Source organism: Polynucleobacter sp. Adler-ghost (genome assembly GCF_018688495.1).
GTDB lineage: Bacteria > Pseudomonadota > Gammaproteobacteria > Burkholderiales > Burkholderiaceae > Polynucleobacter.
The window spans coordinates 634,372-646,435 of record NZ_CP061320.1; the positions used below are offsets into that span (position 1 = coordinate 634,372).

Genomic DNA, 12,064 nt, shown 5'->3' on the forward strand with positions numbered 1-12,064 from the left:
TGGGATTAGTGGTTTTACTTAGATTGATTTTCAATAAGCTCAGAACCAAAAATGAGGGTATTGACCTTGCTAGTTTTAGTATTCCAGTCCAAGACCTATAAACTAGCAATATGCGAGGCTCTTTTACCTACCGAAATGCCATTTTCATCCTACTTCTAGGTGTATTTACCTATCTATATGGTTTAGATAGTCGCTTTGCGCCAAAGAACGGGGATGAATACCCCTATATGCATATCGTCCGAATGACAGCGGATGCTGGTGCTTGGTTACCGCTGCAATCAGAGATGGACGGTATAAAAAATACAAAGCCACCCTTGGTATTTTGGGAGGGTATTGCTAGTACCAACTGGGGAAGCGACTGGACACTCTTCTCGCTGCGTTGGCCCAGTGTTGTCTATACTAGCTTAACCGCACTATGCTTATTTTTGGCTGTATCTCGTTTTAGCGGTAGACGGCAGACTGGCTTATTAGCAGCTTTAGTATGGCTTTCCTTTTTTGCAACTTATCGCTATGGCCGTCCGTTTCTGACAGATCCCCCTGAAGTATTTTGGCTAAGCCTACCCTTTTTTGCGCTCCTATATTGGGGTAAGGCCGCTTTTGAATCGAAGCTTTTCTTTCCTGTGTTAGCAGGCGCCTCTTTTGGTATGGCCTTGCTGTCAAAGTCTTTTGCTTACATTGTTCCTGCCGCATTTGCTTTGGGCTTGTTTTACTGGCGCTGGCGTGAATGGAGTATCCCTAAGGCCTTATTGCATGACCTATACAAAGTGATCTTGATTACCGTTCTGGCTTTGGGCGTGTTCGCACTTTGGTTTGCTCTAGATCCTTTCCCTGAGGCGGTTTGGAAAGAATTTGTACTGGGTGAGAATGCCGGTAAGTTTCAAGCGCGCAGCTCTCACTATTTATTAGATTTAGTGCGGGGTGGCGATAGTGTTTGGATGCTGGCTTTAACGTCTTTGGCTAATGCCGGGCTATTTACCTTTGTGTTGATTTCTGCATTGATTCAATGTTGGCGAGAGCGGCGTTTTATATCAATTGAAGAGAGTCTTTTGTTGCTGTTGGTCTTAGCCTTCTTTATTGTGTTTAGCTTGCCAAGTCAGCGCTCTGGGCGATATCTGCTTCCAGTGATGCCAGCATTTGCTGCTGTGATCGCACTATATTGGGATCGATTGCCTGTATGGGGATTTCGGATTGCATTGTTATTGCAGTTACTATTACTTGCTGCACTTGCTTGGGTGGGTGCTAATTTGCAACTATCCAACTTCTTAGGTCAGCCCGGCATCTGGAGTTACTCGCCTTGGCATTGGCTTTTTATGGGAGCCGCGATAGTTCTAGTATTGCTTGGTATATTGAATCGCAACCGAAGTAAGGCAATCGCTCTAGCAGGATGCTTTCTTTGCTATTGCGCACTCACTAGTGGCTTATCACCTCTCGAGGCTAGCTTAGGTCGGTACTCACAAGCAACTATTCAAGGCCTTGCCGGAAAAGATGTTTGGGTGCCTTGCGACTATCGCGCCAAAGATGAAGAGTATCGACTCTTATTGCCTGGGGCAGTATTGCATGGCTATTTGGCAAAGGATGCCAGTCAAATTGATCTACTGACTAAAAATTACCCATTAGTAGCTGTGCAGTCAGCGATTGGCGTGGAGCCCGCGCTGTGTGATTCTTGCAAGATCGTGGGTAAGCGGATGGAGATGCGAGCGCGCCATTCTGATGCAGAAATTCAGGCGATACTCAGGGGTCATATTGGAGAACACCTGTTTGTGAATGAATATTTAATTGCCACTCCTGCAACTATTGCATTGCCATTAGTAGGTAAGGATGCTTGTCGATGAGTCGTGTGATCGCCTTCTGTTTTTTATTGCTTGCTTCGGTACTGGGTTATCTCCACATTGATAGTCGTCCAGTATGGGCGCCATTTGCAAGTACTTACCCAATTCAGAATGCAAATCAACTTGATGATGCATCAGAGATATCTAGGGGTGCTAAGCAAGTGAAGATGCTGAAAAGTGCCGTGTCAGTAAAGCCCATTCAGCCTAGTCTACGGACAGATTGGTTGCCAGACACTGGAGCACCTTCAGTGCATGCCGCCTCGTTAATTGCGCTGAAGGATGGTGCGGTCAGAGCCTTCTGGTTTGCGGGTAGTCGAGAAGGTGCTCCAGATGTAGTGATTAATACATCTGTTTTTGATTCCCAGGCATCTCGATGGAGTGCCCCAACAGTTGTGGTAGATCGCGTTGGCGCTGAAAAAGGCTTGTCTCGCTACATTGCGAAGTTAGGCAATCCTGTTCCAGCCAGAATGGCTGATGGCCGCATGCAATTATTTTTTGTAACAGTTTCTATTGGGGGTTGGGCTGGCAGCTCCATCTCTTCAATGATTTCAGATGACGAAGGTTTAACTTGGGGTCGGCCTGCGCGCTTAATCAGCTCCCCACTGATTAATCTCAGTACCTTAGTAAAGTCACCAGCGATGCTATTTGTGGATGGACGACTTGGCTTACCTGCGTATCACGAGTGGATTGGTCGCTTCGGCGAGTTTCTGAGAGTCGATGCGAATCAGGTGATTGATAAGCGACGTATGAGTTCGGGTAGGGGTGCGATTCAGCCTGTAGTTTTTTCTGATGGCCCGCAAGAAGCAAACGCCTTCTTTCGCCAAACTCGACCTAGCTCTAAGCCAAAGCAAATCCCTACAAGTGAAACCAAGGATGCTGGACAAACTTGGGTGGCAACAAAAGATCTTGAGATTCCAAATCCTAATTCAGCACTGGCTGCACTTACCTTAGCCAATGGCACGAGATTGATGGTATTGAACAACATCGAGACGGGGCGCTATCGATTGGTGATGGTCATGCGTGAACCAAGCTCACCTCAATGGCGGGTAGTGCAAGTGCTCGAGGATGATGCATCTTTACTCAATGATCAGCATCGAGAATTTTCCTACCCGTATTTAATTTCTACGAATGGTGAAGATGCTCACCTTACCTATACCTGGAATAGAACAAAGATAAAGCATGTGTATTTCCCAGCCGCCTGGTTTAAGTATGCTGCTAGCAGTCTGAAAGAAAAGGAAGCGCAATGATGACTTCCTATTTACAGCTAATCGCTCTTCTGGAGATGTCGCTTACTTGTGCGGTAGTGCTGATTATTCTCTCGCAAAAAATGTCCTCAAAAGAAATTCCATTTGCAATTCGCCTGCTTGCGGTCTTATTGCTGGTAAACCTATTTTTCTGGCCATTAGGAATGTCGCTTGAATTGCCTTTGGCTGCCTATGTTCGCGGGGTGACTAGTGAGCTCAGTATTGTGACTATGCTCTTGCTTTGGAGTTCCATGCTTCCTGCTGCCAAAAAGACACCATTGGGATTTAAAGTGGTGGTGGCACTGATTGCAATTGCGTTTTATCCCTTAGCGCTAGGCCTTGGGATGCTCGATCCCTATGCTTGGGGTTACGGATCTATTGGCTTTTTAATCGCCACGATCTTCTTTGCTATAGCTTGCGGCCTTGCTGGCTGGACTAAGGGTGTTTGGATCCTGTCTATTGCGATCATTGCGTGGACAGTGCATTGGCATGAATCCGCAAATCTCTGGGACTATCTCCTAGATCCCTTCTTGGCTATTTGGGCCCTGCTAGCAATCCCGAATGCGATTTATCAGAAGCGTCGTGAAAGAGCTCAGTCAGGCTAATTGTTTAGGGCGGGGTGAGTAGTGAGTGTATCAATCAGTAGATCAGTTCATTTTAGGTAACAAAAAAGCCAGCAAATTTCTGCTGGCTTTTTTGTTGACTGCTATTCCGGAATTAATCTGGAATATTCGCTTTACGAATGACTGGACCCCAGACGTTGATTTCTTTATCGAGGTGATCCTTGAGACCATTGGCGGACACTTTATCCATTGATACGATATCAATGTTGGCATCATCCAATCGCTTCTTCACATCAGGAGTATTTAATGCCTTCTTGAGTGCAGCATTGATTTTGTCCAAAACTGGTTTTGGAGTACCTTTTGGAGCATACACACCGTGCCATACTTTCACTTCAAAGCCTTTGAGGCCTTGTTCGTTCAAAGTGGGAACGTTAGGAATGGCTGGCAAACGCTTCATCGTAGTAGTGCCAAATGCTTTTACACGGCCATCTTTGATGTAAGGAATAGTTTGTGTTGTCTGATCGCATAAGAGGTCAACTTGACCGCCTAGAAGATCAGTTAAAGCTGGGCCAGTTCCTTTGTAAGGAATATTGGTTAACCGAACACCCATACGACTTTGAAATAGCAAGCCGCATAGCTGTGACACAGCGCCTGGACCCGCATTAGCCATCGTTACTTTGGAACCATTGGCTTTAATGTAAGCCTCAAGCTCTTTAAAGTTATTAGCTGGCAAATCTTTTTTACCGAGCAATACCATTGGCACGTCAGCAACTTGGCCGATGTACTCAAAGCTAGTCATTGGGTCGTATGGGAGCTTGTCATACAGCGCATTTGCTGTTGCCATACCCATGTGATGAATATAGATGGTGTAGCCGTCTGGAGCTGCGCGAGCCACCTTAGTGGAGGCAATTGTACCGCCAGCACCAGGCACGTTCTCTACCACCACTGTTTGACCTAAGGCCTGACCCATGGGCACAGCAATTAAGCGTGCGATAGTGTCAGTCGGGCCGCCAGCTGCAAATGGAACAACCAATTGAACTGATTTTGTAGGCCAATCCTTTTGAGCAGATGCAATATTGCTACCCAATAAAGTACTGGCGCTGACAACTGCAGCAATTCCAGCAAAGAGGGTTTTTTTAAATTTCATTGAAGTCTCCGTTAATGTGTAATGCGAGCCAATTTTGCCACTATTAAATCCTATCGGCTTTAGGGTTTACCAGCAATCGCCAGAGTTCTTTGGGCCAGTAGCACAACTGGACGATCAATCATGCGGCCGTCTAATTTCACGGCGCCTCCTTTAGACGCCTTGTCAGCCTCGATGACCCGATGAGCCCAAGATACCTCCGCAGCAGTAGGCATAAAGGAATCCTTCACTAAGGAAACCTGTTTTGGATGAATGCACAGCTTGCCACCAAAGCCCATTCTTTTAGCGCGCTCAGCATCATCGGTGATGCGCTCTATATTGTCAGTAGAAGGAGTAACCCCATCAATTGGAGGGGCAATTTGGGCTAGGCGTGAGGCCAACACAATCTGAAAGCGCGCAGTTTGCAGTTCAGTCTCTTGTGCATCGCAGACCATACCTAAGTCTGCCTGCAAATCGATGTTGCCTAATGCTAGGCGCAATACTTGTTCAGAGTTTGCAATTTCATTGAGGCGATCAAGACCGATGGCAGTCTCAATCATTGGAATGATGGCTGTGTTTGGAAGGATTTGTGCAGCGCCATTGATTTGATCGAGAGACTCACTTTTGGGAATGAGTAAGCAAGCTACATCTAACTCTTGTACCAAGATAAGATCTGCCGCATAAAAATGACTGCCAGGAGAATTTGAACGAATAATCAGACGCTTTTTTTGTTCTGCAGTAAATGAAGGCCAAGCTGCACGTATTGCTGTCCGGGCAGATTCTTTATCTTCCTGGGCAACTGCATCCTCTAAATCGATGATGACACCATCGGCACCACTATCGAGTGCTTTAGCAAATCGCTCGGGGCGCGTCGCCGGAACGAATAAGAAAGTACTGCTAAAGCCGATGGGGGTATCGAGTGGATTCATGTATGCGGCTTTATTAAATAGGTGGTGAAGAAAAAATAAGCTAGGAGATCAACATACCTATCTTGGACTGCTTGCGGATATTCCACAAGCGCTCAATAGCAGTACTCATCTCATTTGGGTTTGCGCCGCCACTAAATGCAGCAAGGCGCATAGCCTTGTCAGTAATTTCAGTGCGACTCAGAGTGTTGCCGGGATCGCCTTTGGGTTCATCAACGCGGCCCTCTAAAACCTCGCCACTATTTAAATAGACTTTGACTTTGCCAATCCAGCGTTGAGGGTAGGCGCCATCCACTTCAGGATCCAGAATCATGGTGACACGATCACGGAACGCGCAAATGGCTTGATCATGAAAGTGTTGATCAAATTCTTGTAGCCCTGCGAATTGATAGTGCGCAATCAAGGCTAATACAGTTCCCATAGAGAACTTAGATTGGTGAACAGTTGCAGGATCAGTCACTGGGCCCAGCACATCGATTGCGCCCTGATGAACCAAAGTTTCTACTTTGGCGATATCACTTGGCTTAAGGTGATGTGCCAACATGACTTGTAACAAGGCATCTGCGGCAGGGTGCGTATGACGACATGAGGCGTGATATTTGAAGCTCGTCTCAGCAGTAGTCCAGCGACTACCCAATCGATCAATCAGCTTGCTGGGATCCGCATCACTTGACATCCCAGCCGCTAAGCCTTGTTTACCTTCCAAAATGTGTTCAGCACCAGTAAAGCCGGATTGCGCTAGGTAAGCTGACATCAAGCCAGTAGCGGCAGCGTGGGCAGTATGCAATTGTTTAGAGTCGGCGGCATCGCGCAGAAATTCCCAAAGGCCAGCAGATTGGGTGCCGGCTGAACCAAAGGCGTGCAGCATTTGAGTGGGGTTGAGCTTGAGAAGATGACCTACTGCAGCGGCGGCAGCCAAGGTACCAGCAGTACCGGTCGTATGAAATGTCTTGTAGTGTGAGCGACCTAGAAATTCTCCAACTCGAATACCGACTTCGTAGCCAGCAACCGCAGCAACCAGCAGATCCTCACCTGAGGCACCAATCGTTTGTGCTGTTGCTAATGCTGCAGGAAATACCACGGTAGCTGGATGAAAGACGGAGCCATTGTGCACATCATCTTGCTCGGCTACATGTGATGCTGCGGCATTGGCTAGCGCCGCTAAAAAAGGGCTTGAGTTCTTACGGCTAATCAGAATTTCAGCGGTACCAGGATTGGCGGTATTAAAGCCACCCATGTTTTGCGCAAACTGCGTGATCGTTTCTACTGGGCGTGAACCTTTGCCGGCAATCGCAGAGCCAAACCAATCTACCAGTAAATCTTCGGTGCGCGCAATCACTTCTTGGGGAATATCCCCAATCTTTAATTCAGAGGCAAATGTAGCTAAGGCTTTAGTTAAGTGTGGAGTGGTCATTGAGATCATTTCCTAGGCTAAAACAGCACTGGCTTGCATGGTGAGCCAGCCTTCATGATCTTCCGCCCAAATGGAGATCGTTTTTCCAGAAGGATCTTTCTCTAAATCAGGCTTAGCGCTCACCTTAAATATATTGATATCAAAAGTAGGGCGAATGGCGCGGAACTCAAAACTCTTGAGCCTACAGCCTGAAATACTTTGTCGCACAAGATCTACTAATAAAGTTGCAATTAAAGGGCCATGAACAATTAAGCCGGGGTAGCCCTCTACTTCAGTAACGTATTTGCGATCGTAATGAATGCGATGACCATTAAATGTCAGTGCTGAGTAACGAAATAACAAAACATCATCAGGAGTAATTGTTTTAGACCAAGTCGCTCCTGAAGGAGCTGGTGTTGGCGCAACTGGCTTGTCGTCTTGCCCGGGAGCATCGCGATACACAATGTCATGCTCTTCAACTAAGGCTAAGCCATTTTGATTGGAGATGGCATGTTTTACCAATACAAAGATGAGGTCGCCAGTACGACCCGCTTTGTGCGTAACGGATTCAATTTTGGAGACGCGCTCAATTTTATCGCCCACTGCTAGAGGGGCTAACCATTCAATGCGACTGCCAGCCCACATGCGACGCGGTAATGGTACTGGGGGCAAAAAGCCGCCACGCTTTGGATGCCCATCAGGGCCGATTTCTGATTGAAGAGCGCAAGGTAAAAAATAAAGCCAATGCCATAGCTCTGGTAGAAAGCTTCCGGTAACGGGCGCGGCATCAGATCGATCGAGCGTTGCTGATAAAGCTTTGACAGGTACAGCGGTGACGACGTCTTGAAGGGTCTCAGTTTTACCGAGCCATTCTTGGAGATGGGTAATAGTTTGGGGTTCGATTCGCATAAGTTCCATTATGCCAATTTCAACCCTCAATATGGCCTCGCTAGATCAATAAAGTAGTTAGTAAATGACTCAGAAGCCCAGCTAGGGCTGAACCGATCAATACGCTAATCACCCCTTTTTGGTATCTAAAGAGTGCTAAACCTGCAAGTACGGTAATCACAATCGAAATCCATGAGATTGAACCACCAAGACCATGTGGAAAAAAGACGTGGTACGCAAAGAACAGACCTAGATTAGCGATGACGCCAACTACCGCCGCAGAGATGGCGGTCAGGGGCGCAGTAAAGCTCAGCTTGCCGTGGGTAGATTCAATGAGGGGACCGCCAATCAGTACTAAGAAAAAAGAAGGTAAAAAAGTAAACCAGGTGGCAACGCAAGCCCCAAGCACTCCAAACCAAAATGGATTGCTATTACCAATCCAATGTTGAATGTGGCCAGCAAGATAACCAACAAAAGCTACGACCATGATGAGTGGTCCTGGAGTAGTTTCTCCAAGCGCCAAACCATCCATCATCTGGCCAGCGCTGAGCCAATGGAATTGATCTACTGCGCCTTGGTAGACATAGGGCAGAACTGCATAAGCGCCACCAAAGGTGAGAAAGGCGGCTTTGGTAAAGAACCAGGCAATTTGTGGGTAGAGCGTTTTCCAGCCAAAGATCAGTATGAGAGTAATCAACGGAATGAACCAGAGAACGAGAACAACTGAACTATGCAGCGCCAGTTTCTTTCTGGAAAACTTGGCATGGTCGGGAGTAGGAGTGTGATCATCAATCCATGCGGGAGCATGTGCTCCACTCAATTGATCGTGAGTAGCGATTTGCTGAAAATATTCCGGATAGCGTTTACCACCCCAGATGCCCATCACTGCAGCAAAGATAACGATGATTGGGAAGGCTAAATTAAAAACAAAGATCGCCAGAAAGGATCCGAGCGCAATCCAACGTAATACTTGATTGTGAATCGTGCGCTTACCAATACGTACTGCGGCATGAAGGACGATGGCAGTGACCGCGGGTTTGATGCCAAAAAAGATGGCAGCAATCCAAGGGACTTGACCAAAGGTCAGGTAGATCCAAGACAAACCAATCAAGATAAAGAGAGAAGGAAGAACAAAGAGGGTGCCCGCTAAAACACCACCCCAGGTGCGATGCATCAGCCAGCCGATATAAGTGACCAACTGCTGCGCTTCAGGCCCAGGCAGCAGCATGCAATAGTTGAGTGCATGTAAAAAACGCCGCTCAGAAATCCAGCGACGTTTTTCAACCAGCTCTTGATGAAGGACTGCGATTTGTCCTGCTGGCCCACCGAAACTAATAAAACCCAGCTTGGCCCAAAACTTCAGAGCCTCACGCAGTGGAACGATCAAACTTCTTCCATTCCACCAACCACTTGGCTAAAGCCGTTATCGACGTAAATGATTTCAGCGGTGATGCCGTTTGCTAAATCAGACAATAGGAAGGCAGCGGTATTACCAACATCATCAATCGTGACATTACGACGCATGGGGGCAGTTTGCTCAACCGCTTCCAAAATTTTCCCGAAGCCTTTAATGCCAGCAGCAGCCAAGGTTTTAATTGGGCCAGCAGAGATTCCGTTAGCGCGAATGCCTTTAGGGCCAACCGAGCCAGCGATATAGCGTACCGAGGCTTCTAGTGAGGCCTTCGCAAGTCCCATGGTGTTGTAGTTGGGAACGTTACGTAAGCTACCGAGGTAAGTGAGCGTCAATAGAGAGGATTTATCACGCAACATGGGCAAGGCTTCTTTCGCCATCGCGGGGAAGCTGTAGGCAGAGATGTCATGAGCGATTTTGAAGCCTTCACGAGAAAGACCTTCTAAAAAGTCTCCAGCAATGGCTTCACGTGGTGCAAAGCCAATCGCATGGACAAAGCCATCAAACTGCGGCCAAGTCTTAGCTAAATCCTTAAAAAGGGCAGAAATCTGCTCATCACTGCCAACGTCGCAGTCAAAAATCAGTTCGGTATTAAATTCTTTAGCAAAATCGACAATACGGTCTTTAAAGCGCTCACCAACATAGGTAAAGGCCAGTTCAGCCCCTTCGCGGTGGCATGCTTTGGCAATACCATAGGCAATAGAGCGGTTAGAAAGAAGGCCGGTAATCAGAATTTTTTTGCCAGCGAGAAAGCCCATATAGTGTCCTTTGCTTCAAATATGATTTGCTATCTACAATTGTTGCATATATGTCCATGCTCCTCGCCATCTGCCAAATCCCCAATTTGCTACTCTTAGCCCTACTGGCTGGGGTGGTGCTGAATTCGGCTCATGGTGCGCAGGGCATCGCTCAATACGGTAAACCCAAATACGCTGATGGATTTAGCCATTTTGATTACGTCAATCCCCAGGCGCCCAGGGGTGGCACCTTAACTTTGCCTAACCCCGATCGGCGAACGAGCTTTGATAAGTTCAATCCATTTACCCTGCGTGGCGTGACTGCCCCTGGTATCGCTCAGCTGATGTTTGAGTCTTTGGCGGTGGGGAGTGCCGATGAGGTCTCAAGTGCCTACGGTTTGATTGCGGAGGATATTGCAGTGGCGCCCGACAAGATGTCGGTAATATTTCGGATCCGTCCTGAGGCGAAATTTTCAGATGGCAATCCTATCTTGGCTAGCGATGTAAAGCACAGCTTTGATACCTTGATGAGCTCACTTGCCAATCCACAATTTAAAACGGTGTATGCCGATGTGAAGCAGGCGGTAGTGGTCTCGGATCGCGTGATCCGTTTTGACTTTAAGAACCGTAATCCTGAATTACCGGTAATGGTGGGAACTTTGCCTGTGTTCTCTCGCAACTGGGGTAAGAAACCCGATGGCAGTATTACCCCATTTGATAAGTTGACTTTTGAGCACCCGATAGCAAGCGGTCCATATGTGATCGAGTCTTATAAAGCTGGTAAGACCATGATCTTTAAACGTAACCCCAATTACTGGGCTGATCAAAGTGATAAGCCACTCAATGTCCGTGTTGGTTTTTACAACTTTGATCGCGTGAACTACAAACTCTATAGCGATGATGCAGTTCGTCTAGAAGCTTTTAAGGCTGGAGAGTTTGACGCATTGGTAGAGTACCGCGCGAAGAATTGGGCTAAGAGTTATGTGGGCCCGAGATTTAATGATGGCACCTTAGAAAAGAAAGCTTTTCTCAATCACAATGGGGCAGGCATGCAAGGTTTTGCGATGAATGTACGTCGACCGATTTTTCAGGATCCACGTGTTCGCCAAGCCTTGGGTTATGCGCTCGACTTTGAGTGGTTGAATCGTCAACTCTTCTTTGAGCAATATAGTCGTATCAATAGTTACTTTACCAATAGTGATCTGAGTGCCAATTTCGATGGCCCACGTAAACCCACTGAAGCGGAATTAAAATTACTCAAGCCCCTGAAAGCGCAATACCCTAAATGGGTGCCTGATGCTGTCTTTGATGCAATGCCGGCCGCACCTTCAACTGCTTCGCCCGATAGTCTGCGTCAGAATCTGCGCAAGGCACGTGATTTATTGGCTCAAGCTGGTTGGCAGTACCGCGATGGTGCCTTGCGGAATATGCAGGGCGAGCCTTTTCGTTTTGAGATGGTCGAAGACGGCCCATTCTTTTTGAGGGTTTTGTCATCCTATATTCGTAATTTAGAGAAGCTGGGTATTGCGGTGGATATTCGTACCAGTGACTTTGCTTTGCATCAGAAACGGATGGATGAATACGATTTCGATATGACCACTATTCGTTTCCCTGATTCACAAAGCCCCGGTAATGAATTGTGGGATCGCTTTGGTAGTCAGGCCGCAAAAGAAAAAGGTTCTGACAATGTGATTGGGGTCCAATCACCCGTAGTTGATGCTTTGGTGGATGCGATTGTGAAAGCGCAAACGCGTGAAGAGTTGCGTGCAGCTACCAGAGCTTTAGACCGCGTACTTTGGAATAGTTATTTCGTCATTCCTCAGTGGTACAACCCAACACATCGAATTGCGTATCGTAAAGAGATGCGCTATCCAGAACCGCCTTTGTATTACACCGCTGAATCTTGGATTTTGCTTAATTGGTGGAAAGCGGGGGCGCGCTAATGCAAGG

The 12,064-nt window shown here is 47.2% G+C and carries 10 protein-coding genes; 4 read left to right on the forward strand and 6 right to left on the reverse strand.

Features of this window, described 5'->3' with window-relative positions; all coding sequences use genetic code 11:
* Positions 1–110: 110 nt before the first annotated feature.
* Genes ICV89_RS03335 through ICV89_RS03345 form a run of 3 tightly spaced genes read left to right on the forward strand, consistent with a single transcriptional unit; the run spans position 111 to position 3,678 of the window.
* The gene (locus tag ICV89_RS03335; RefSeq protein WP_215309683.1) at positions 111–1,832 is read left to right on the forward strand and encodes a glycosyltransferase family 39 protein; all 1,722 of its coding nucleotides are present in this window, start codon (positions 111–113) and stop codon (positions 1,830–1,832) included.
* Positions 1,829–3,076 (forward strand): exo-alpha-sialidase, encoded by a 1,248-nt coding sequence (locus tag ICV89_RS03340; protein WP_215309685.1) that lies wholly within the window; start codon positions 1,829–1,831, stop codon positions 3,074–3,076. The genes ICV89_RS03335 and ICV89_RS03340 overlap by 4 nt, the downstream gene beginning before the upstream one ends.
* Complete coding sequence (locus tag ICV89_RS03345; RefSeq protein ID WP_251370898.1) at positions 3,073–3,678, forward strand: hypothetical protein; 606 nt, start codon at positions 3,073–3,075, stop codon at positions 3,676–3,678. Before ICV89_RS03340 ends, ICV89_RS03345 begins: the two co-directional genes overlap by 4 nt.
* A gap of 112 nt (positions 3,679–3,790) precedes the next feature.
* Here the strand turns inward: ICV89_RS03345 and ICV89_RS03350 are convergent, their stop codons facing one another.
* From ICV89_RS03350 to fabI, 6 genes are read right to left on the reverse strand one after another with little or no spacing between them, the layout of a single operon-like run.
* Positions 3,791–4,783 (reverse strand): tripartite tricarboxylate transporter substrate binding protein, encoded by a 993-nt coding sequence (locus ICV89_RS03350; protein WP_215309687.1) that lies wholly within the window; start codon positions 4,781–4,783, stop codon positions 3,791–3,793.
* Between the two features lie 59 nt (positions 4,784–4,842).
* Positions 4,843–5,688, reverse strand: coding sequence for a CoA ester lyase (locus ICV89_RS03355; protein WP_215309689.1), 846 nt, complete (start codon positions 5,686–5,688; stop codon positions 4,843–4,845).
* Positions 5,689–5,728: 40 nt separating this feature from the next.
* A complete protein-coding gene (locus ICV89_RS03360; RefSeq protein ID WP_215309691.1) occupies positions 5,729–7,099 on the reverse strand; it encodes an MmgE/PrpD family protein in 1,371 nt (456 codons plus the stop codon).
* Positions 7,100–7,111: 12 nt separating this feature from the next.
* Positions 7,112–7,996: a MaoC family dehydratase N-terminal domain-containing protein gene (locus ICV89_RS03365; protein ID WP_215309693.1), complete on the reverse strand. Its 885-nt coding sequence runs from the start codon at positions 7,994–7,996 to the stop codon at positions 7,112–7,114.
* 31 nt (positions 7,997–8,027) lie between these two features.
* The gene (gene chrA, locus ICV89_RS03370; protein ID WP_215309695.1) at positions 8,028–9,353 is read right to left on the reverse strand and encodes a chromate efflux transporter; all 1,326 of its coding nucleotides are present in this window, start codon (positions 9,351–9,353) and stop codon (positions 8,028–8,030) included.
* Entirely contained in the window at positions 9,350–10,135 is a 786-nt protein-coding gene (gene fabI / locus ICV89_RS03375; protein WP_215309697.1) for an enoyl-ACP reductase FabI, read from the reverse strand. The genes chrA and fabI overlap by 4 nt, the downstream gene beginning before the upstream one ends.
* A 50-nt stretch (positions 10,136–10,185) precedes the next feature.
* On the opposite strand from fabI, the gene ICV89_RS03380 reads away from it, so the two are divergent.
* Entirely contained in the window at positions 10,186–12,057 is a 1,872-nt protein-coding gene (locus tag ICV89_RS03380; RefSeq protein ID WP_215309699.1) for an extracellular solute-binding protein, read from the forward strand.
* Positions 12,058–12,064: the final 7 nt, after the last annotated feature.

What these genes read in the sequence shown, in the direction of transcription:
- ICV89_RS03355 (WP_215309689.1), bottom strand. Translation starts at nt 5,688, where the DNA reads ATGAATCCACTCGATACCCCCATCGGCTTTAGCAGTACTTTCTTATTC.
- ICV89_RS03350 (WP_215309687.1), bottom strand. Translation starts at nt 4,783, where the DNA reads ATGAAATTTAAAAAAACCCTCTTTGCTGGAATTGCTGCAGTTGTCAGC.
- ICV89_RS03360 (WP_215309691.1), bottom strand. Translation starts at nt 7,099, where the DNA reads ATGACCACTCCACACTTAACTAAAGCCTTAGCTACATTTGCCTCTGAA.
- fabI (WP_215309697.1), bottom strand. Translation starts at nt 10,135, where the DNA reads ATGGGCTTTCTCGCTGGCAAAAAAATTCTGATTACCGGCCTTCTTTCT.
- ICV89_RS03365 (WP_215309693.1), bottom strand. Translation starts at nt 7,996, where the DNA reads ATGGAACTTATGCGAATCGAACCCCAAACTATTACCCATCTCCAAGAA.
- ICV89_RS03340 (WP_215309685.1), top strand. Translation starts at nt 1,829, where the DNA reads ATGAGTCGTGTGATCGCCTTCTGTTTTTTATTGCTTGCTTCGGTACTG.
- ICV89_RS03345 (WP_251370898.1), top strand. Translation starts at nt 3,073, where the DNA reads ATGATGACTTCCTATTTACAGCTAATCGCTCTTCTGGAGATGTCGCTT.
- ICV89_RS03380 (WP_215309699.1), top strand. Translation starts at nt 10,186, where the DNA reads ATGTCCATGCTCCTCGCCATCTGCCAAATCCCCAATTTGCTACTCTTA.
- ICV89_RS03335 (WP_215309683.1), top strand. Translation starts at nt 111, where the DNA reads ATGCGAGGCTCTTTTACCTACCGAAATGCCATTTTCATCCTACTTCTA.